A 20,253-nucleotide genomic window follows, 5' to 3' on the forward strand; every position below is an offset into this window, starting at 1 on the left:
GCCTTGGGACCATGACCGGGTGACATCGCCGCTGACCGACGAGAGTCCGAACGCGTCCCTGCGGCTGCGTCCCCCACGACATGCCGTCGACCCGCGCGCCGTGGGCTGGTGGGCCCTCCAGTGGGTCCTGCTGACGGCGGTGCCCGTCGTCGTCCTGGTGGTGCTGGGCGTGCTGATCCCGCCCGCCCGCTTCTGGCTGTTCCTGCCGGCCGGCATCCTCGCCGTCCTCGGGGCGGCCGCCGCGCTCGCCCTGCCCCGGCTGTGGTTCCGCCACCACCGCTGGGAGGTCACCGACGAGGCCGTCTACACCCGGACCGGCTGGTTCTTCCAGGAGTGGCGGGTCGCCCCGCTCTCCCGGATCCAGACCGTCGACACCGCCCGCGGGCCGCTGGAGCAGCGCTTCGGCCTCGCCACGCTCACGGTGACGACGGCGTCCGCCCGGGGAGCCGTGAAGATCGAGGGACTCGACGCCGAGACGGCCGCCGACCTCGCCGCCGGCCTGACCGTCGCCACCCAGGCCACACCCGAGGACGCGACCTGAGCGCCGCCGACGACGGCCCGACGCCCGAGAGCCCCGCGCCCGACGACCTCACCTGGGAGCGCCTGGACCGCCGGGCCTACCTGGCCGGCGCCGTGTACACGCTCGGCCCCGCCGGGGGCGCGGCCCTCGTCACGGGGTACTGGCTTGCCGTGGGCAGCGGGATCGGGTTCGCGCTCGCCTGGGTGCTGCCTCCGCTGGTGCTCGCGGTGGTCGCGGGCGGCGTGGCCGGCGAGTGGATGCGGCGCGTCACCCGGTACCGCGTGGACCCGGAACGGTTCCACGTGCACACCGGCGTCGTCGTGCGCAAGCGCCTGGCCCTGCGGCGGGAGCGGATCCGCTCGGTGGACCTGACCGCCGACCCCGTGCTGCGCGTGCTCGGCACGGCCACCGTCCGGGTGGGTACGGGCGAGCAGGCCGGGACCGAGGGGACGGTCACCCTCTGGCCGCTGCGCCGCACCGACGCGGAGGCGCTGCGCGCCACCCTGCTCGCGCACGCCGCACGCCCCGCCGACGGGGCAGAGGGCGCCGACGACGGTGCCCTGGCCCGCTTCGACCGCCGCTGGATCCGGTTCGCCCCGCTGTCGTTCCTCACCCCGACGCTGGGCGCGGCGGCCGCCGGCGGTCTGATCCAGGTGTCCGAGTGGTTCGGCCTGCAGGAGGAGCTGTTCGAGACGATCGGGTCGTGGTTCGGCCTCGGCCCGGCCGTGCTCGTCGCCGTGCTGATGGGCGTGGGCCTGTTCGTCGTGGGCGGCGTGGCCACCGTCGCGCTGTGGGTCGAGTACTGGTGGAACCACACGCTGGACCGGCAGGCCGACGGCACCCTGCACGTGCGGCGCGGGCTGCTCACCACCCGGTCGATCACGCTCGAGGAGTCCCGGCTGCGCGGCGTCGAGCTCGTGGAGCCGCTCACCGCGCGGCTCGCGGGCGGGGCGCGCGTGGACGCCGTCGCGACCGGGCTGGCCACGGGCGAGGAGGACAAGACCGACAGCAAGACCCTGCTACCGGTAGCACCCAAGGAGCTCGCCGACCGGGTCGCCGCGGACGTGCTGCGCGAGCCGGACACCTCGCCGACGGCGGCGCCGCTCACCGGGCACCCGGTCGCCGCGCGCGGCCGGCGGCTGCGCCGGGCGCTGGCCACCGTGCTCGTCACCGAGGCCGTGCTCGTGGTGCTCGGTCTGCTGCTCACGCCCGTGCTGCTGCACATCGCCTGGATCAGCGCGCTGGTGCTCGTGCCGCTGGCGATCGTGCTGGCGCTGGACGCCTACCGCGCGCTCGGCCACACGCTGACCGAGCGCTACCTGGTCGCGCGCAGCGGCACCGTGCGCCGCGCCACCGTGGCGCTCCAGCGGCGCGGCATCGTGGGCTGGACCGTGCGGCAGTCGGTGTTCCAGCGCCGGGCCGGACTCGTCACCGTGCTCGCGACCACCGCGGCCGGTTCCGGCGCGTACGCGGTGCGCGACGCCGCCGAGCCGGACGGCCTGGCGCTCGCCGACGCCGCGGTGCCGGGCCTGCTGCGGCCGTTCCTCGTGGCCGGGCCGGCGAGCGAACCCGTCAGCGCACCCGGACCGCACCCGGCTGGACGGTGACGGCGGCGCGGGTCGACTCCCCCAGGTCCTCGCCGTCGATCTCGAACACGCGCGGCTCACTGAGCTCGATCTCCAGGTTCTCCAGCCGGCGGTGGGTCGCGCTCTCGCTGCTCTCGGCCGAGGCCCCGCCCGAGAGGACACGCTTGATGCCGTTGTCCCAGACCATGTTCCGCAGCGTGTCGACCCACCCGGCGGCGCCGTCGGCGCTCAGGACCAGCAGGTCCAGCTCGCCGTCCCCGGGGTCGGCGTCGGGCAGGAGGGTGATGCCGGCCTGGAGCATGCCGCAGTTGCCCACCAGCAGCGTGTGGGCGCTGCCGCGCTCCAGCACCCGGCCGTCGGCCGTGATCCGGACGTCCAGGGTGCCGCTGGCGGACAGCGCGCGTCCCAGGGACTCGACGTAGGCGAGCCAGCCCACCTTGTCCTTGAGGTCGTCGTCGGTCTCGGTGATCATGTGCGCGTCGAGCCCGAACCCGGCCATGACCGCGAACGCGTGACGTCGCGTGCCGCCGTCGAGGTCGATCTCGAGCCAGCCCACGTCGATGGTGCGCGGGCGGCCGCTCAGCACCCGGCGGAAGGCCGCGGACGCGCCGGTGAGGGGCACCCCGAGGTTGCGGGCGAGCAGGTTGCCGGTGCCGAGCGGCACGATGCCCAGCTCGACGTCGGCGCCCGACTGCGCGAGATGCTCCGCGACGGCCCGGACCGTCCCGTCCCCGCCCGCGGCCACGACCACCTCGGCCCCCGCCTCGATCGCCCGCTCGGCCGCGCCCTGGCCGGGATCGTCCTCGGTCGTCCCGAACCACAGCACCGTCTCGCGCCACCGCGGGTCGTCGAGGCGCTCGGCGGCCACGGCCTTGTCCAGCGCGGTGTCGAGGGCCCGCCTGGTCGTCTTGGCGGGGTTCCAGATGATGCCGAGGCGTGCGGTCATGGCGCCATGCTCGCACGCCGGGGGGCACGGCACGGGTGCGGGCACACCACGTCACCCTTCTGGCCGGGACGGTCGTCGCGTGCGTCGTGGTCGCCGCGACGGTCTCCCGTCCTGTGCCAAGATCTGCCGGTGCAGATCAGGATGATCGGTCCGTTCGAGGTCACTCTGGACGACGGCGCCGCCGCCGACGTCCCCGGGACGCGGCTGCGCGCGCTGCTGGCCGCCCTCGCGCTCAACCCGGGCCGGGTGGTGCCCAGGGCCACGCTCGTGGACTGGATCTGGGGCGAGGCCCCGCCGTCCGACGCGACGAACGCGCTCCAGCGCCTGGTCTCCCGGCTGCGCAAGGTGCTGCCGGACGGCGCCCTGGAGGGTCAGGTGAGCGGCTACCGGCTGCTCGTGGACCCCGACGGCGTCGACGCCGTGCGGTTCGAGCGGCTGGTCGCCCGCGCGCACGACGCCGACGTCGCCGGCAGGGTCCGGCTGCTGCGCGAGGCCCTCGCCCTGTGGCGGGGCCCGGCGCTGCAGGACGTCGGCGGGACGGACGGCGGGATCGACGGTGCGGTCGGCAGCGGGTTCGGTGGTGGGAGCCTCGGCGCCGCCGTCACCCGGCTCGACCGGCTCCGCCTGACGGCCCTGGAGGACCGGTTCGACGCGGAGCTCGGGCTCGGCCACGGCGCCGAGGTGGTCGCGGAGCTGACCGACCTGGTCGCCGAGCACCCCGTGCGCGAACGGCTGGTCGCCGCGCTGATGCGCGCGCTGGCCGCGACCGGGCGCGACGCCGAGGCGCTGCAGGTCTACCAGCGCACCCGCGAGGCCCTCGCCGACGCGCTCGGCGTGGATCCCTCGCCGGAGCTGTCGGCCCTGCACGTCGCCCTGCTGCGTGGCGAGCTGGCCCCGCGCGAGGCGACCCGCCGGACCAACGTGCGGGCCGCCCTGACCAGCTTCGTGGGCCGGGACGCCGACCTCGCCGTGGTGCGCGGCCTCGTCGCGGACCACCGGCTGACCACGCTGGTCGGGCCGGGCGGCGCGGGCAAGACCCGACTGGCCACCGAGATCGCGGGCCTCCTGGCCGCCGACCTCCCCGACGGGGCGTGGCTGGTCGAGCTGGCCCCGCTCGGGCCCGACGACGACGTGGCGCAGGCGGCGCTCACCGCGCTCGAGCTCCGCGACGCCCTGCTCGGCGAGGGGTCCACCCTGGACGCGACCGACCGGGTCGTCGCCGCCGTCCGCGACCGTGAGGCCCTGCTGGTCCTGGACAACTGCGAGCACGTGATCGACTCCGTGGCGCGGTTCGCCGAGCGCGTGCTCGGCGAGTGCCGGCGGCTGCGGATCCTGGCCACGAGCCGGGAGGCCGTCGGCATCCCCGGCGAGGCGCTCTGGCAGGTGCTGCCCCTGGCCCTGCCGGGCGCCGCGGCCGGCGACGACGAGATCGGCTCCGCGCCCGCCGTCCGGCTGCTCCTCGACCGGGCGGGCGCCGTGCGCGCCGACCTCGCCTCCGCCGCCGGCTCCGACGCCGCCACGCTGGCGACCATGGCGCGCGTCTGCCGGGCCCTGGACGGGATGCCCCTGGCCATCGAGCTGGCCGCCGCCCGGCTGCGCACCATGTCGATCGACCAGCTCGCCGCCCGGCTCGACGACCGGTTCCGCCTGCTGACCGGCGGCAGCCGCACCGCGCTGCCCCGCCACCGCACGCTGCGCGCGATGGTCGACTGGAGCTGGGAGCTGCTGACGGACGCCGAGCGGACGGTCCTGCGCCGGCTGTCGGTGTTCCGCGGCGGGGCGAGCCTGGAGGCCGCCGAACGCGTCTGTACCGACCCGGCGGCCGACGTCGCGCAGGACGACGTGCTCGACCTGCTCACCGCGCTGACCGAGAAGTCGCTGCTCGTCGCGGACGGCGACGCCCACGCCCCGCGCTACCGGATGCTCGGCACTATCAAGGAGTACGCCGCCGGGCGCCTCGCGGAGGCCGGGGAGGCCGAGCTGGCCCGCCGGGCCCACCTGGCCTGGTGCACCGAGCTCGCCGAGACCGCCGAGCCACACCTGCGCCGCGCCGAGCAGCTCACCTGGCTCGCCACGCTCACCGTGGAGCACGACAACCTGACGGCCGCGATGCGCGGGGCCCTGGCGTCGGGTGAGGCTGCGGAGGCGATGCGGCTGGCGGCGGGCTCCGGCTGGTACTGGTGGCTCAGCGGGCACAAGTCCGAGGGCATGGACCTGCTGCTGGCCGCCACCAGGCTGCCCGGCGACGTGGCGGACGACGTCCGGGCCTGGGTGTACGCCCTGCTCTCGGTGTTCCTGAGCGCCGGCCTGGGCGACGAGCACACGGCCGCCGACTGGATCCACAAGGCCTACCGCTTCAGCCAGGACGCCGAACGGCAGCACCCGGCGCTGCCGCTGACCGTCCCGCTGGAACGCCTGCTGGTGGCCCCCGAGGAGGGCGTGGCGGCCTGGACGGACGTGCTGGACGACGAGGACCCGTGGGTGCGCGCGCTGGCCCGCCTGCACCTGGGCAAGCTCAAGCTGATGATCGGCCAGGACGAGCTCGGGGCCGAGGCGGACCTCCGGCGCGCGCTCGCCGAGTTCCGCGCGCTCGGCGAGCGGTTCGGGATCTCGTTCGCCCTGTCCGAGCTGGCCGACCAGCTCGCCGCGCGCGGCGAGCTCGCGGCCGCCTGCGAGCACTACGAGCAGGCCGCCGTGGTCGTCACCGAGATCGGCGCCGTCGACGACGTCATCCAGATCCGCTCGCGCCTGGCCCATCTGCACTGGCTGCTGGGTGACGAGGAGGCGAGCGCGGCCGCCATGGCCGAGGCCGAGCGGCACGCACGGCGGGTCACGTGGCCGGGCACTTTGGGCGCGCTGGCGCTCGCCAGGGCAGAGCTCGCACGGTGGCGGGGCGACGCCGCCGCGGCGCGCGAGCACCTCGCCACCGCCGCGGAGATCTGGGGTGAGGAGTCCGACGGGGCGCACGTCAGCGCCGTCATGCGCGACCAGCTCGGCTACCTCTCGCCCGACCTCGACGAGGCGCGCACCCACCACGCCGCGGCGTGCCGGGCCGCCGTGGAGACCGGGCACGCGCCGATGGTCGCCGTCGCGCTCGTCGGTGTCGCGGACCTGGCGCTGAGGCTCGGGGAGCACGAGCAGGCCGCGCGCCTGCTCGGGGCGAGCGCCGGGGTGCACGAGCGGCGCGACTACCGCGCCACGCCGGACATCGCGCGGGTCGAGGGCGCGGCGCGCGGCCGCCTCGGCGACACCGGGTTCGCCGAGGCGGCTCGGGCAGGACGGGAGCTGGAGCGGGAGTCCGGCTGGGAACCGCTCGCCGCCGTCACGCTCGCTTCGTGAACGTGGCCCCCGCCCACAGGTAGCCCACCAGGGCGATGGCCACGCACCAGCCGACGGCGACGAGCGCGGTGCCGAGCGACGGCGTGCCCGCGAGCAGGCCGCGCACGGTCTCGATGATCGGCGTGAACGGCTGGTACTGCGCGAACTGCGCCAGCCCGGGGCCCATCGTGTCGGCCGGGACGATCGCGCTGCTGAAGAACGGCAGCATGACCAGCGGCACGGAGGCCAGACCCGCCGTCTCGGGCGACTTCGCCGCCAGGCCGAGCGCGACGGTCAGCCAGCCGGTCGCGAACCCGAGCAGCACGACCATGCCGGCCACGCCCAGCCAGTCCAGGGGGCCCGCCGCCGGGCCGAACCCGAGCAGGAACGCCACCCCGAGCAGGGCCGCGACGGCGACCACGTTCGTGAGCAGGCTGGCCACGACATGCCCCGTGAGCACGGCGCTGCGCGAGACGTCCATGACCTTGAACCGGTTGATGATCCCCTTGGTCATGTCGGAGTTCACCGCGGTGGCCGTGGACCCCAGTCCGTAGCAGACGGCCAGCAGGATCAGGCCGGGGGTCGCGTAGTCGATGTAGTCGACGCCCACGTCGAAGGCGTCGCCGAACATGTAGACGAACATCAGCAGGATGATGATCGGCATCAGCACCGCGTTGAACACGGCGGTCGGGTTGCGGGCGATGTGCTTGAAGTTGCGGCGCAGCATGACGGCGGCGTGGGGTGTGGCGCTCATCGGGCGGCCTCCGTCTCTGTGGTGCGGTCCGTCGTCTCGGCCGTGCGACCGGTGAGGGCGAGGAAGACGTCGTCGAGGTCGGGGGTGTGCACGGACAGCTCCTCCGCGCTCAGGGAGTACTCGTCGAGCCGGTCCAGCAGGGTGCGCAGCGACCGGGTGCCGCCGTCGCCGGGTACGCGCAGGCTCAGCGCCTCGTCGTCCCGCGTGCCGTCGGCCAGGACGCGCGCGGCGGCGTCGAGCTCCGCGAGGGTGGCGAACCGCAGCCGCACGTGGGTGCCGGGGATCTGGCGCTTGAGCTCGTCGGCCGTGCCCTGGGCCACGATGTGGCCCTGGTCCAGGACGGCGATCCGGTCGGCGAGCTGGTCGGCCTCCTCCAGGTACTGCGTGGTGAGGAAGATCGTCACGCCGTCGGCCACCAGGTCGCGGATGATCGACCACATCGTGCGGCGGCTGCGCGGGTCCAGGCCCGTCGTCGGCTCGTCCAGGAAGATGATCTCCGGGTCGCCGACCAGGGTCATGGCCAGGTCGAGCTTGCGGCGCATGCCGCCCGAGTAGGTCGACGCCGGCTTGTGCGCCGCCTCGGTCAGCTCGAACCGCTCCAGCAGCTCCGCGACGGACCTGCCGCCGGCGCCCCGGCCGTTGAGGTCGACCATGAGCTGCAGGTTCTCGCTCCCGGTCAGCAGCTCGTCGACGGCGGCGAACTGGCCCGTCACGCCGATCGCGGCGCGCACGGCCTTCGCCTCGGTCGCCAGGTCGTGGCCGGCGACCCGTGCGGTGCCGCCGTCGGCCCGGGTCAGGGTGGTCAGCAGGTTCACCGTCGTCGTCTTGCCGGCGCCGTTGGGGCCGAGCAGCGAGAAGATGGTGCCGGCCCGGACGTCGAGGTCGATGCCGTCGAGCACCACCTTGTCCTTGAACGTCTTGCGCAGTCCCGAGACCGCGATCGCCGAGGTGGGCATCACATGACCCCCAGCATCAGCGCGACGGTGCCGCCGGTGGCCATGAGCAGGGTGGTGCCGGCGTGCATCCCGATCGACAGCCGCAGGTCCTGCTTCTTCCAGACGAACCAGGGGCCGGGGAAGAAGAAGATCACGCGGGAGAGGAACACCCACGGCGACCAGAGGTGGTAGAGCGAGAACAGGACGGTGCTGAGCACCGGCGCCCACGCACCCAGGTGGGCCAGGCGCGGCATCAGGAACCCGCGGAACCAGTACTCCTCGATGAGCGGCAGCGTGAAGCCGGTGAACGGGATGGACGCGGCCAGCGTGATGATCATGACCGTGCGGTCGTTGCCCTCCAGGTACGTGGTGGCGCTGGCGCCGACGTCGTCGAACGGGAGCCACGTGAACAAGGCCTCGAAGACGGCCGTGTCGAGGACGGTCAGCACGGAGGACACCACGATGAACCAGGCCATGAGGCCGGCGACCATGGCGACGAGCCGGCCGCGCGGGACCGGCTTGTCCAGGTAACCCAGGACGCCCCGGAGCGAGTACCGGCCGGTGCGCCGGCGGCCGAGCCAGAGCAGGCCGAACTGGAGCGGGTAGAGCACGATGACCAGGGCGATCGCCCAGCCCAGGAACGACGGGTAGTCGATGGCCCGCACCAGCGGCTGGGCCACGAGCAGGTAGACGGCGACGATCAGGACGCCGGGCACGAGGTGCAGCGCGATCGACAGGGGCAGGGAGTGGCGCTCGGCGAGCAGCAGCTCGACGACGCGGTTGGTTCGCGTGTCTTCGACGAAGGCCGTGGGGCCGGATATGTTCTCCATGCCGAGGATGCTGTCGGCACCCGCGGACACGACGCTGACACGGCGCTGACACGGCTCCCGGACCGTGTCAGCGTGTATCACCCGCACGTTTGGGAAACTCCCGGTGGGCAGTGGCACTATTACCCGGCCAGTCAGACCGGACACTCTGCGCTAAGGGGGCAGTTCGCGTGAGGAACACGGGTGCGCGCCAGGCCGACGTCGCCAGGCTCCGCACCGCGTTGGCCGGGCTGTCGGGCGAGCCCGGGTGGTCGGACGACGGCATGCAGCGCCCCGAGTGCCGCTCGACGCGGGCCTCGATCCACGACTACCTCTCGGGGCGGCTGCTCCCCCACCGCCGGCACCGGCTGGAGCGACACCTGGACGGCTGTGCCGCGTGCATCCGCGCGTTCATCGACGTCCGCCAGGTGTCCTGGAACCGCAGCGCCCTGGACCGGCGCCTGGTCGCCGACGACCACCGGGGCGGCCGGCACCGCCGGCCCCTCCGCCGACGTGTCAGACGTACGGGTCACTCGGGTGACCTGTACGTCTGACACGCTCCGCTAGGCCGCGCGGACCGCCACCTCGAAGACCCGGGCCACGTCCGGGGTGTAGTTGGACGGGTCGGTGATCACGAGCCGCACCTGGTCGACGGCGGCAGCCGGGCCGGGCGCGCTGACCAGGCCGAGCGTGTTGTCGTCGAAGACGGCCGCCTGCTGCCACCCGGCGGACGTGTGCACCTCGACCGTGAAGTCGCGCAGCACGTTGACCGAACCCCCGCCGATGAACCCGCTGTACACGTCGACCTGGTCGACGACGGTCGGCGCGTCGAGCGTGATCGTCAGGGTGGGCGTGGTGTCACCGGCCGCCGAGAGCCAGCGGCCCGCGTTGGTGCAGTCGCCGTCCACGGCCTTCGCCGCGCCGCTGGAGGCGCTCCCGGACGACGACGCGACCGCCGTGGCCCCGACCGCCGCGTGGTCCGCGCACGGGGACGCGTACGGCTGGTCGGCGAGCCACGCCTTGATCATCGCGCCCTGGTGCTCGCCGCCGAGCAGGTTCCAGTCGTGGTCGAACATCTGCGGCTTCCAGTAGTTGTCGAAGAGCCACGCCGTCCAGCTGATGTGCGGCCGGGCGTCGAGGTACTGACGCAGCGGGATGCCCCAGCCGGACGTCGTGCCCTGGGTGACCACCGGGTCGGAGAACTCGCCGGGCGGGTTCCAGCCGAACTCCGTGAGGATCACCGGGATCTGCTGGGCGGCGTTGCCGAACTTCGCGTCCAGGTTCGCGGCCGTGGCGTCCCCCTGGTTGGGGTACAGGTGGTAGACGTACGCGATGTCGTTCCCGACGATCGGGTCGGCCGCCGCCTGGTTGACGTACGTGCTCCACTGCGGGCCGCCCATGAGCAGCAGCGTCTCGGGCGCGACCGCCCGGATGTCGTCCACCACCGGCTGGATGTACGCCTTCCAGGTGGCCCAGCTCGCGGGCGCGACGGGCTCGTTGAAGACCTCGTAGATCACGTTCGGCACGTCGGCGTACAGCGGCGCCACGTAGTCCCAGAACTCCGCGACCGTGGACTGCGGGACGCCCGTGCTGCCGTAGTCGGACACGTAGTGCAGGTCCACGATGATGTAGATGCCCAGCTCCACGGCCTGCTGCACGTACGGGTCCACGTACTGGGCCACGTTGTCCTCGACGCTGAGCGAACCCCAGACCGTGACGGGCAGGCGCACGACGTCGGACTGCCAGCCGTCGGACACGGTCATGTCGATCACGTCGGAGATCGGCTTGGGATGGCACTCCGGGCACTCGGCGTTGTGCCGCGGCGCCAGCACGGACACGCCGCGCAGCTGCACGGGGGTGCCGGCGGCGTTCACGATCTTGTTGCCCGAGGTGCCCAGCCGCGAGACGGCGGCGGGGGCGGCCTCGGCGGCAGGCGTGGGCTCCGCGGCGGGGGCGACCCCGGCGGCTCCCGCCGCCGGGACCATCAGGCCGAGACCGGCCACGGCGAGCGCGAGCGCCGCGGCGGCGAGCGCGTGCCGCCGCGGCGGGCGGGCCGGTGGCCGGGCGACGGCGGGGACGGGTGAGGTGGGCTGGGGCGCGCGGCCCCTGTGGTGGTTGGTGCGCAGCACGATGGTTCTCCGTTCTTCGTTGAACGAGCGGTCGAGCTCCGGGGGTGGAACCGGTCAGCCGGGTAGCACCACCCCCTCGGTAGGCGCAGGCGGCGTGTCAGACCTACAGATCCCTCGGGTGACCTGTAGGTCTGACACGTCGGGTGGTGAGGGTTCAGTCACGGTGGGTGCGGATCTTGTCGGGCCAGGCCAGCGCGATGCCGAGGGTGTCGCTCAGCAGGCGCTGGTAGTCGGCCAGCCGCGCGGGGTCGCTGCGCACCTTGCGGGGCGGCAGGCCGCGGTCCAGGCAGAACGCCACGAGCGCCCCGACGGCCTCGCCGATGCCCCACTCCACGGGGTGCAGCCGGTAGCAGCCGTTGGTGATGTGCGTCGTGCCGATGTTCTTGCCCGCGGGCAGCAGGTTCTCCACCCGCACCGGGACGAGGGCGCCGAGCGGCACCTGGAACGGGTACGCCTCGATGTCCACGTAGGTGCGGCCGGCGGTGCTGGGGTGCAGGTCGATCCGGTAGCGGCCCAGGCCCACGGTGTCGGGAAAGATCTCGCTGCCCGCGCCGTCGGGCCTCGCCTGCACGCCCACGTGCTGCTCGGTGACGGTCAGCTCCGCCTTGATGCGGCGGGCCTCGCGGATGTAGGGGGCCTTGGCCAGGCCGTCCGGCGTGCCGGTCACGTCGGGGCGCAGGCGCAGTCCGGGGTAGCCCGTGCCGCCGTCGGGCCGGGGTGCCTCGGTCTGGAGCCAGTGCAGGAACGAGAGCGACAGGTCGCGCGCGCCCGCGAGCGCCGCCGTGCGCGCGGCGTCGTCGACGCCGGGGCCGAGCAGGGGCGCCGCCCAGTAGTCGATCTGGGGCCAGTTGACGATCGTGACGTCGCCAACCGCGCCGTCGGCGAAGTTCTCGCGGGCCAGGACGCGGCGGAAGGTCCACAGCGGGAAGTGGGCGTTGCGGGCGTGGTCGGCCTCGAACAGGCGCGAGGTACGCGGCTCGAGGGTGATGGGCACGACGTCGTCGAAGGAGAGCTGCGGGCCGGGCCAGAAGGGGGCCACGGCGGTGCGCCAGTGGGCGTAGGCCGCGGGGCGGTCGACGGTGTGGTCCTCGCCGGGCCGGTGCTCCAGGGCGAAGCACCAGGAGATCGCCTGCTGGTCGAGGGGGTCGGCGACGGCGGGGGCGTGCGGCTCGCCGGTCTCGTCGCGGCCCTCGGCGCCGACCACGTGCTCGACGGCGGCGAGCTCCAGCAGGTCGCCGAGCTCGGTGGCGTCCACGACGTAGTCGGCGTGCACGGTGGTCTCGTGGCCGTCGCGGGTGTCGCGCAGGGTGACGGCGTCCACCTCGTCGCCGGAGGTGTGGGCTGCGGTGGGCTCGTGACACAGCAGCAGCTCGATCTGCCCGCCGGCGCGCCAGGGCGCGATCATCTCCTCCAGCACGGCGGCCGCGACGCGCGGCTCGTGGCACAGGTGGCTGACGATGCCGAGGCCGGGGTCGAGCAGGGGGTCCGCGGCGGCGCGCGGCGTCAGGGGGTAGTTGCGGCGGTAGTAGTCGCGCACCCGACGGCGCAGCTCGGCGTAGCCGGGCGGGGCATAGCCGTCCTCGATCCACGTGTGCTCGTCCGGGGGCACGGCCTGCGCGGTGAGCTGGCCGCCGAGCCAGTCGGTGGGCTCGGTCAGGACCACCCGCCGGCCCAGCCGGGCCGCGGTCAGCGCGGCGGCCACGCCGCCCAGCCCGCCGCCCACGATCAGCACGTCCGTCTTGCGCTCGCTCGTACCCGCGCTCATACGGTGCTCCCCCTCGTGTCTCCTGATGGTCCGGCCGGCGGCGCGGCCACGGTCTCTCCCTCGACGACGACGCACTCCACGAGCACGTCCGCGACCGGCTCGCCGGGCTCGTCGAGCATGCCGACGAGCGTGTCGATGGCGAGGCGGCCCACCTCGCGGCGCGGGATCTGCAGGCAGTCCCAGCGCACGGGGGCGTCGGGCGCGACGCCCTCCAGCACGGCGACGGAGACGTCGCGCGGCACGGTCAGCCCGCGGTCCGCCAGGCCGTCGGCCAGCGGGTGGGCCAGCCATTCGGCGTCGGCGACGACGGCGGTGACCTCGCCCGCGGCGACCGCGTCGAGCCAGGCGGCATCGAGGCGTCCCTCCTCCAGGCCAGGGCTCGCCGGCGAGACGTCCCGCAGGCCGCGCCGCGCGACGGCGGACTCGTAGCCCCGCCGCCGGTCGGCGTAGGACTCCTCCTCGATGCCGGCGCACAGGTAGCCGATCCGCTCGTGCCCGAGGTCGGCCAGCCGGTCGACGATCGCGGCGGCGGCCGACTCGTAGTCGGGCACGACGCACGTGATGCGGGTGCCGGGCACCTCGCGGCGGCCGATGTGCACGAAGGGGTAGCCGTCGGCCTCGAGGCGGGCAAGCTCGGCGCGGTCGGCGGCGACGCCGAGCAGCACCGCGCCGTCGGCCACGTTGAGGCGGTTGACGCCGTCGCGGTAGACGCGGCGCCGTCCGTCGCTGCCACCCGTGGAGGTGAACAGCACCAGGTCGTGGTCGATCTCCTCGGCCCGCTCCTCGATGCCGAGCAGGAACTCGAAGTAGAAGTCCTCGCGCGCCCGCGGGAACACCGCCTCGAAGGTGTGCACGCCGAGCAGGCGGTTGCGGCCGGTGCGCAGCTTGCGCGCCGTCGGGTTGGGCACGTAGCCCAGCTCCTTGATCGCGTCCTGGATGCGCCGGACGGTGGCCTCCGGGATGCGCGCGGCGTCCGTGTCGCCGCCGATCACGCGGGACACGGCGGACTGCGAGACGCCGGCCAGCCGCGCGACGTCGGACTGGCGGGGCGCCCGGGCACGGCGCGGGGTGGTGGTCACTCGTTCTCCTGTGTCTTCTGGTGCAGCCAGCAGCGGGCCCAGCGGCCGTCGCCGAGGTCGGTGCGCGGCGGTGCCTGCGTGCGGCACACGTCCATGGCGAACGGGCAGCGCGGGTGGAACCGGCAGCCGGACGGCGGGTCGATCAGGCTGGGCGGCTCGCCCAGGCCGTCCGCGTCGGCGTCGAACAGGGCCGCCCGGTCGCGCGCCCCGCGGCCTGGGTCGGGCGAGGACTCCACCAGCAGCCTCGTGTACGGGTGCTGCGGGTCGGCGATGACCTGCTCCTTGGGCCCGCCCTCGACCATCTCCCCGGCGTACATCACCACGATGTCGTCGCACAGGTAACGCGCGCTGGCGATGTCGTGCGTGATGTAGAGCAGCGCGAGCCCGTCCTCGGTGCGCAGCCGGTCGAGCAGGTTGAGCATCTCCAGGCGGATCGACACGTCGAGCATCGAGATGGGCTCGTCGCCGAGCAGCACCTTGGGCTCGACGGCCAGCGCCCGCGCGATGACGACCCGCTGCCGCTGCCCGCCGGAGAGCTCGTGCGGAAACTTGTCCACGAACTGCTCGGTGGGTGTCAGGGCCACGCGCTCCAGCAGCTCGCGCACCCGCCGGTCCAGCTCGGCCCGGCCGCGCACCCCGTGGTGCAGCTTGAGGGGCCGCTCCAGGTTGTGCCGCACCCGGTGCAGCGGGTTCAGGGAGCCGAACGGGTCCTGGAAGACGATCTGCACGTCCTTGTGGTAGCCACGCTCCACCCGCCCGCGCCGCTGCCGGACGGTTACGCCCTCCAGGGCGATCTCGCCGCTGGTCGGGGCGTAGAAACCGGCCAGCAGCCGGGCCAGCGTCGTCTTGCCGCTGCCGGACTCCCCCACCAGGGCGACCACGCGGCCGCGGTGCAGCGCCAGCGTGGCGCCCTCCACGGCGCGCACCACCGAGCGGGCGCCCACGGCCGAGCGCACCTCGAAGTGCTTGGTCACGTCCACGGCCTCCAGGACCGGGGTGTCCGGGGCGGGGGCGCCGGGAGCGGACGGCGCGGGCACCGTGGTCGCGGTCATCGGGCTCCTCCTGTGCTGGTGCCGGGTGCCGGCTGCGGTCTCTGCGTCGGGTCGTGCAGCCGGCACGCGACGGCGTGCCCGCCCTTCGTGACCAGCTCCGGCAGGTGCGTGTCGCACCCCTCGAACCGGGCCGCGCACCGCGGGTGGAACGGGCAGCCCGACGGCGGACGGCGCAGGTCGGGCGGCGTGCCCGGGATCCCGGTGAGCCGCCGGAGGGGCGCGCGCAGCGGCGGGAACGAGTCGCGCAGCCCGCGGGTGTAGGGATGGCGCGGGTCGTCGTAGAGCTCCGACGCGGTGCCGAGCTCCACGATGCGCCCGGCGTACATGATGGCGATGCGGTCGGCGAGCTCCAGCAACAGGGACAGGTCGTGCGTCACGAAGACGACGGCGAACCCCAGCGTCCGGCGCAGCCGCAGCACCTGGGCCAGGATCTGCCGCTGCATGACGACGTCGACCGCGGTCGTCGGCTCGTCCATCACGACCAGCTCCGGACCGCACGCGAGCGCGAGCGCGATGCTGGCGCGCTGCCGCATGCCACCCGACAGCTCGTGCGGGTAGCTGCGCGCCCGGTCCCCCGAGATGCCCACGGTCGCCAGCAGCTCGGCCGCGCGCGCCCAGGCGGCGTCGTTGCCCAGGGACCGGTCATGGGTGCGCAGCGCGTCGGCGAACTGCGCGCCGAGCCGCATCACGGGGTTGAGGGCGTCCATGGCGCTCTGCAGCACGATGGACAGGGAGGTCCAGCGCAGCGCCCGCAGCGCCCTGGGGCTCGCGGTGACCAGGTCGACGGCGGCCCCGCCGTCGCGCGGCTGGAACACGATGCTGCCCGCGGTGGTGACGGCGGGCGGCCGCTGGAGCCGGGTCAGAGCCGTGATCAGGGTGGACTTGCCGGAGCCCGACTCCCCCGCCACGCCGAGGATCTCGCCCCGGCGCAGGGTGAAGGTGACGTCGGCGCAGGCGCGCACGGGGTCGCCGTCGGTCACGTACTCGACGGTGAGGCCGGTGACGCGCAGGACGTCGCCGTCGGCTCTCCGCGCGGCGGTGGTCCCGGCGTCGTCGTGATCGGTGTCGGACATGATCTGGGTGACCATCAGGCATCGCTCCCTACGGACGTCTGCTGTGCGCGGCGCACCACGGAGCGCCGCACCGTGCGCAGCTTGGGGTTGGCCAGCTCGTCGACGCCGAAGTTCACGAGCGTCGCCGCCGTCGCGACCAGGGCGATGCACAGGCCCGGCGGCACGAACCACCACCACATGCCGCGCAGCACCGCGCTCTGCTGCTGGGCGGCCTGGATCATGGTGCCCCAGCTGATCGCGCCGGAGTCGGAGATGCCGAGAAAGGCCAGGCCCGCCTCGGCCATGACGCCGCCGATGACGCCCGACAGGAACATCGCGGCGATCCAGCCGGTCAGGTGCGGCAGCACCTCGTGGAACAGGAGCCGGTGGTGCGGTTCGCCGAGGGTGCGCATGGCGAGCACGAAGTCGCGGTTGCTCACGCTCATCGCCTGCGCGCGGATGGTCCGGGCGCCGCCCGACCAGCCGAAGAACCCGATGATGAGCGCGATGACCCACAGCCCCGTGCCCTGCATGTAGCCGGCGACGATGAGGATGAGCGGCAGCACCGGCATGACGATGAACAGGTTGGACAGGAAGTTGAGCCAGGAGTCGGTGCGGCCGCCGAAGTACCCGGCGGGCAGCCCGACGAGGATCGCGAGCGCCGTGCCGATCACCGCCGAGAGGAAGCCGACGAACAGGGAGCCGCGGGCACCCTCGATGGTCTGGGCCAGCACGTCCTGGCCGAACTGGGTGGTGCCGAGCCAGTGCTCGGCGCTGGGCGGCAGGCCGATCGCGGTCAGGTCGTTGGCACGCGGGTCGAGGCCGGGCACGCTCGCCGTCAGCCACGGCCCGAGCACCGCGAGCAGCACGAAGAACCCGATGACGGACAGACCGACGCGGACCTTCCAGCCCTTCAGGAGTCCCGTTCTCATGGCGCTCACCCCTGTTCCCGGATGCGGGGGTCGAGCACCACGTACAGGGAGTCGGCCAGGAGGTTGGCGAGCAGGGTCGCGAGCGTCACGATGAGAAAGACCCCCTGCATCATCGGGTAGTCGCGCTTGTTGAGGGACTCGAACAGCAGGTAGCCGATGCCGGGGTAGCTGAACACCGTCTCGGTCAGCAGTGCCCCGCCGATCACGCCGCCGAGCGCCATGGCGAAGCCGGTGAAGCTCGGCAGCATGGCGTTGCGGGCGGCGTAGCGCAGGATGACGCGGCCGCGGGAGAGGCCCTTGGCCTGGGCGAGCAGCACGTAGTCCTCCCGGACGGTCGTGACCGTCATGTTCCGCATGCCCAGCAGCCAGCCGCCGAACGCGGAGAACACGATGGTCGCGGCGGGCAGCGCCCCGTAGTGCATGACCGAGGCCAGGAACGGCAGGTTGAACCCCTCGGCGAGGTTGGCGTCGTAGCCGCCCGACAGGGGGAACCAGCCGAGCACGAACCCGAACACCCACAGGGCCAGCAGCGCGACCCAGAAGTACGGCACGGACGACAGGAACGCCGTCAGCGGCGTGAGGATCGAGTCGAGCCGGCTGCCGGCCTTCCACCCGGCGATCACGCCGAGGCCCGTGCCGAGCACGAACGCGAGCACGGTGGTGGTGCCGACCAGCAGCAGCGTCCAGGGCAGCGCCTGAAGGACGAGCTCGCTCACCGGCACGGGAAAGTTGACGACGGAGACGCCGAGGTCGAACCGGGCGAGCTGCCCCAGGTACGCGAGGAACTGCTCGCCGAGGTTCTGGTCGGGGTCGCCGAAGATCGCCCGGATGCTCTCCAGGGTCTCCGGCGGCACCTGCTGCCCGCTGACCCGCTGCAGCTCCTCCACGATGGCGGAGGACGGATCCCCCGGCATCAGGCGCGGCAGCAGGAAGTTGAGCACGATCGCGGCGGCGGCGGCCGCGGCGTAGAAGCCCAGCCGGCGCAGCAGGAACCCCCAGCGGCGCACGGCCCGCACCGCCGCGGGCGGGCCGCCCGGTGCCGTGCGCACCGGGGCGGGCGCCTCCGTCGTCGTCATGGTCAGCCCTCCGCCGGCTCGAGGCCGAGCAGCGTGAGGATGAGGTCCGGCCCCATCCCGACGAAGGGGATGTGGTCGAAGTTGTCCGGCGTGGGCCAGCCCGACCAGCGGGTCGCGTTGATCTCGACGAAGTAGAAGTTGTCGTACAGCGGGCTGAACGGCACCTCGTCCACGACGAGCTCCTGCATCCGCAGGCCCAGCTCCTTCAGCTCGGCCTCGTCGTCGGTGCTCTCCATCGCCGCGATGATCTCGTCGGCCTCGGGGTGGGAGAAGCGGCCCTGGTTGAGCGTCGCCTTCTCCCCCACCGGCACCACGAAGTCGCCGTCCAGGAAACCGTAGACGCCGTAGATGCCGGCACCGCCCGTGGATGCCGCGGTGATGTCGAAGTCGCCGAGGTTCATCGCGTCGTAGTAGCCGGCGGTGGGCTGCCCGGCGGGCTTGACCTCGACGCCGAGCGTGTCGCGCCAGCCGTTGATGAGGATGTCGGCGTAGCTGCCCCAGGCCCAGTCGTTGTTGAACAGGATGGTGGGCTGGTAGCTCTCGCCGTCCTTGACCAGGGCGCCGTCCTTCACGGTCCAGCCGCCGTCGGCCAGCTCGGCCTTGGCCGCCTCGGCGTCGACGGGCCACGGCTCGGCGAGCTCCGGGTTGATCCAGTCGGCGTAGACCGTGGCGTTGAGCCCGGTCGGTCCCGCCTCGGTGCCGGGACGCTGCAGCGTGGTGGTGATGGCGGTGCGGTCCATGGTCATGGCCAGCGCGCGGCGCACGTGGACGTCGTCGAACGGTGGCCGGCCGGCGTTGAACATGGCCGACATCGCGCCGCCGTTCGGGTAGAGCTGGTACAGGTTGTGCTCCGGGTCCTTGGCCGTGTACTCCTGCTCGCCGTTGGCCCAGGAGCCCTGCGCGATGTCGATGTCCCCGCGCAGGAGCTGCGCCTTGGCGGCGTCCGCGCTGGTGGGGATGATCTTGTAGGTGGACATGGGCAGCTCGCCGCCCCAGTAGTCGTCCCGCGCGGTGAGCGTGACCTGCTGGGGCTTGAACTCCGCGAGGGTGAACGGCCCGGTGCCGACGGGCTCGGGGTTGGTCCAGGTGTTGAGGTCCTGGTCGCGCCAGATGTGCTCGGGCACCATCGGCAGCAGGATGTTGGCGAACTGCTTGACCGTGGCGAACGACGGCTCCGCGAACGTGACCGTGAACGTCAGGTCGTCCACCTTCTCGGCCCGCTCGTAGGTGACGCCCGCGATCGAGAACTCCGGCTGCTCGATCGGCAGGTTCAGCGAGAAGACGGCGTCGTCGGCCGTGAAGGGCTCGCCGTCCGAGAACGTGACGCCGTCGCGCAGGTGCACCGTGAGCGAGGTGCCGGCGTCGTCGAACTCCCAGCTCTCCGCGAGCCACGGCTCGACCACGGCGCCGTTGCTGTAGTCGACGCGCATGAGCGGCTCGTAGACCAGCTCCATGTTGGGCGCCTTGTCGACGGCGGGGCCCACCACGTTGTAGTTGTGGACGAACGTGGTGCCGCCGTCCGTCTTGCCGTAGATCATCGTGTCGTCACGCCCGCCCGCGGTCCCGTCGCCGGACGACGAGCCGCCCGCACAGGCCGAGGTGAGCAGGACGAGTGAGACGACCAGCGCTGAAACGCGCCGCCCGAACGATCGTGCGTGTCCCATGCCAGATCCCTTCCGCTTCGTCGAGGTGGATCACCGCGCATACGCTGCGCATCTTCTGCTCATACGTATGAGCAGCGACCCGCGACGGTGCGGAGGTTTGCTCTTACGTATGAGCGAGGACATTAGGGGCGGGCCGGGCGGGGTGTCAACACCTTGGGGGTAGGAGGTTTGGAGCGGGAGGCTCAGGGGACCTGGCGGGCCTCGGGCGGCACCTCGTCGTCGATCGCCGCCTGCACGAACTGCATCAGGGAGTGCTCCGGACCGATCGTGAACCGCTTGGAGACCTTGAAGACGGGGTACGCGCCGTACTGGGCGCTCTGCACCAGCGCGGTGCGCTGGTCCGCGTCGTAGGACCAGTGCGCGCCGGCACCGTTCCGCACGACCACCTCGCCGACGTACGCGCCCATGCCGAGACTGAAACTCTTGTCGAGATCGGCCGGCGATGCCGACTCCAGCAGGCTCTGGATCAGAACCTCGAGTGCTGTGATCGACTCGACCGTGTAGTCGAAGAGGTCGGAGGCACGAGAGCTCTGGACGAACTCGTCCGCGAGGCGGCGCATGAGCTCCGCCGTCTCCGCGTCGCTGGGCGGGCGGACGTCGTCCGTTTCCTTGGGCTTCCTGCGCCACCATGCCATGCGG

General features: G+C 73.3%; 17 protein-coding genes. 4 read left to right on the top strand and 13 right to left on the bottom strand.

What is annotated here, in order from left to right:
• Nucleotides 1-19 precede the first annotated feature (19 nt).
• Nucleotides 20-541, top strand: a complete 522-nt coding sequence (locus AB0I29_RS21675; RefSeq protein ID WP_357485635.1) for a PH domain-containing protein — start codon at nt 20-22, stop codon at nt 539-541.
• 92 nt (nt 542-633) lie between these two features.
• Nucleotides 634-2,127 (top strand): PH domain-containing protein, encoded by a 1,494-nt coding sequence (locus AB0I29_RS21680; protein ID WP_357485637.1) that lies wholly within the window; start codon nt 634-636, stop codon nt 2,125-2,127.
• Here the strand turns inward: AB0I29_RS21680 and AB0I29_RS21685 are convergent.
• Nucleotides 2,093-3,052, bottom strand: coding sequence for a diacylglycerol kinase family protein (locus AB0I29_RS21685; RefSeq protein ID WP_357485640.1), 960 nt, complete (start codon nt 3,050-3,052; stop codon nt 2,093-2,095). The genes AB0I29_RS21680 and AB0I29_RS21685 overlap by 35 nt on opposite strands.
• 129 nt (nt 3,053-3,181) lie before the next feature.
• On the opposite strand from AB0I29_RS21685, the gene AB0I29_RS21690 reads away from it, so the two are divergent.
• Nucleotides 3,182-6,391: a BTAD domain-containing putative transcriptional regulator gene (locus AB0I29_RS21690; protein ID WP_357485643.1), complete on the top strand. Its 3,210-nt coding sequence runs from the start codon at nt 3,182-3,184 to the stop codon at nt 6,389-6,391.
• On the opposite strand, the gene AB0I29_RS21695 is transcribed toward AB0I29_RS21690, so the two are convergent.
• The 3 genes from AB0I29_RS21695 to AB0I29_RS21705 are packed head-to-tail and all read right to left on the bottom strand — an operon-like array spanning nt 6,375 to nt 8,889.
• Nucleotides 6,375-7,124 (bottom strand): ABC transporter permease, encoded by a 750-nt coding sequence (locus AB0I29_RS21695; RefSeq protein WP_285106324.1) that lies wholly within the window; start codon nt 7,122-7,124, stop codon nt 6,375-6,377. The two genes, AB0I29_RS21690 and AB0I29_RS21695, sit on opposite strands and share 17 nt — an antisense overlap.
• Nucleotides 7,121-8,080: an ATP-binding cassette domain-containing protein gene (locus tag AB0I29_RS21700; RefSeq protein ID WP_357485647.1), complete on the bottom strand. Its 960-nt coding sequence runs from the start codon at nt 8,078-8,080 to the stop codon at nt 7,121-7,123. The genes AB0I29_RS21695 and AB0I29_RS21700 overlap by 4 nt, the downstream gene beginning before the upstream one ends.
• Nucleotides 8,080-8,889: a CPBP family intramembrane glutamic endopeptidase gene (locus tag AB0I29_RS21705; RefSeq protein WP_357485650.1), complete on the bottom strand. Its 810-nt coding sequence runs from the start codon at nt 8,887-8,889 to the stop codon at nt 8,080-8,082. The genes AB0I29_RS21700 and AB0I29_RS21705 overlap by 1 nt, the downstream gene beginning before the upstream one ends.
• A 167-nt stretch (nt 8,890-9,056) precedes the next feature.
• On the opposite strand from AB0I29_RS21705, the gene AB0I29_RS21710 reads away from it, so the two are divergent.
• Nucleotides 9,057-9,419, top strand: a complete 363-nt coding sequence (locus tag AB0I29_RS21710) for a zf-HC2 domain-containing protein (protein ID WP_357485652.1) — start codon at nt 9,057-9,059, stop codon at nt 9,417-9,419.
• Between the two features lie 9 nt (nt 9,420-9,428).
• Here the strand turns inward: AB0I29_RS21710 and AB0I29_RS21715 are convergent, their stop codons facing one another.
• The 9 genes from AB0I29_RS21715 to AB0I29_RS21755 form a co-directional block, all read right to left on the bottom strand.
• The gene (locus AB0I29_RS21715) at nt 9,429-10,994 is read right to left on the bottom strand and encodes a glycoside hydrolase family 5 protein (RefSeq protein ID WP_357485655.1); all 1,566 of its coding nucleotides are present in this window, start codon (nt 10,992-10,994) and stop codon (nt 9,429-9,431) included.
• A 154-nt stretch (nt 10,995-11,148) separates the two neighbouring features.
• A complete protein-coding gene (locus AB0I29_RS21720; RefSeq protein WP_357485657.1) occupies nt 11,149-12,759 on the bottom strand; it encodes an FAD-dependent oxidoreductase in 1,611 nt (536 codons plus the stop codon).
• Entirely contained in the window at nt 12,756-13,838 is a 1,083-nt protein-coding gene (locus tag AB0I29_RS21725) for a LacI family DNA-binding transcriptional regulator (RefSeq protein ID WP_357485660.1), read from the bottom strand. The genes AB0I29_RS21720 and AB0I29_RS21725 overlap by 4 nt, the downstream gene beginning before the upstream one ends.
• A complete protein-coding gene (locus AB0I29_RS21730) occupies nt 13,835-14,890 on the bottom strand; it encodes an ABC transporter ATP-binding protein (RefSeq protein ID WP_285106336.1) in 1,056 nt (351 codons plus the stop codon). The genes AB0I29_RS21725 and AB0I29_RS21730 overlap by 4 nt, the downstream gene beginning before the upstream one ends.
• Nucleotides 14,887-15,978 (bottom strand): ABC transporter ATP-binding protein, encoded by a 1,092-nt coding sequence (locus AB0I29_RS21735; RefSeq protein WP_357485663.1) that lies wholly within the window; start codon nt 15,976-15,978, stop codon nt 14,887-14,889. The genes AB0I29_RS21730 and AB0I29_RS21735 overlap by 4 nt, the downstream gene beginning before the upstream one ends.
• On the bottom strand, nt 15,978-16,874 hold the full coding sequence (locus tag AB0I29_RS21740; protein ID WP_285106340.1) for an ABC transporter permease: 897 nt from the start codon (nt 16,872-16,874) through the stop codon (nt 15,978-15,980). The genes AB0I29_RS21735 and AB0I29_RS21740 overlap by 1 nt, the downstream gene beginning before the upstream one ends.
• A gap of 5 nt (nt 16,875-16,879) precedes the next feature.
• Nucleotides 16,880-17,950, bottom strand: a complete 1,071-nt coding sequence (locus tag AB0I29_RS21745; protein WP_285106342.1) for an ABC transporter permease — start codon at nt 17,948-17,950, stop codon at nt 16,880-16,882.
• 2 nt (nt 17,951-17,952) lie between these two features.
• The gene (locus tag AB0I29_RS21750) at nt 17,953-19,614 is read right to left on the bottom strand and encodes an ABC transporter substrate-binding protein (RefSeq protein WP_357485668.1); all 1,662 of its coding nucleotides are present in this window, start codon (nt 19,612-19,614) and stop codon (nt 17,953-17,955) included.
• A gap of 182 nt (nt 19,615-19,796) precedes the next feature.
• Nucleotides 19,797-20,249, bottom strand: a complete 453-nt coding sequence (locus AB0I29_RS21755; RefSeq protein ID WP_357485671.1) for a hypothetical protein — start codon at nt 20,247-20,249, stop codon at nt 19,797-19,799.
• Between the last annotated feature and the right edge of the window lie 4 nt (nt 20,250-20,253).

The sequence above is a fragment of the Promicromonospora sp. NPDC050262 genome (assembly GCF_040655935.1).
Classification (GTDB): Bacteria; Actinomycetota; Actinomycetes; order Actinomycetales; family Cellulomonadaceae; genus Promicromonospora.

Excerpts from the sequence above, each read along its gene's own strand:
- AB0I29_RS21685 (WP_357485640.1), bottom strand. The coding sequence starts at position 3,052 with ATGACCGCACGCCTCGGCATCATCTGGAACCCCGCCAAGACGACCAGG.
- AB0I29_RS21695 (WP_285106324.1), bottom strand. The coding sequence starts at position 7,124 with ATGAGCGCCACACCCCACGCCGCCGTCATGCTGCGCCGCAACTTCAAG.
- AB0I29_RS21700 (WP_357485647.1), bottom strand. The coding sequence starts at position 8,080 with ATGCCCACCTCGGCGATCGCGGTCTCGGGACTGCGCAAGACGTTCAAG.
- AB0I29_RS21705 (WP_357485650.1), bottom strand. The coding sequence starts at position 8,889 with ATGGAGAACATATCCGGCCCCACGGCCTTCGTCGAAGACACGCGAACC.
- AB0I29_RS21720 (WP_357485657.1), bottom strand. The coding sequence starts at position 12,759 with ATGAGCGCGGGTACGAGCGAGCGCAAGACGGACGTGCTGATCGTGGGC.
- AB0I29_RS21730 (WP_285106336.1), bottom strand. The coding sequence starts at position 14,890 with ATGACCGCGACCACGGTGCCCGCGCCGTCCGCTCCCGGCGCCCCCGCC.
- AB0I29_RS21735 (WP_357485663.1), bottom strand. The coding sequence starts at position 15,978 with ATGGTCACCCAGATCATGTCCGACACCGATCACGACGACGCCGGGACC.
- AB0I29_RS21740 (WP_285106340.1), bottom strand. The coding sequence starts at position 16,874 with ATGAGAACGGGACTCCTGAAGGGCTGGAAGGTCCGCGTCGGTCTGTCC.
- AB0I29_RS21745 (WP_285106342.1), bottom strand. The coding sequence starts at position 17,950 with ATGACGACGACGGAGGCGCCCGCCCCGGTGCGCACGGCACCGGGCGGC.
- AB0I29_RS21750 (WP_357485668.1), bottom strand. The coding sequence starts at position 19,614 with ATGGGACACGCACGATCGTTCGGGCGGCGCGTTTCAGCGCTGGTCGTC.
- AB0I29_RS21755 (WP_357485671.1), bottom strand. The coding sequence starts at position 20,249 with ATGGCATGGTGGCGCAGGAAGCCCAAGGAAACGGACGACGTCCGCCCG.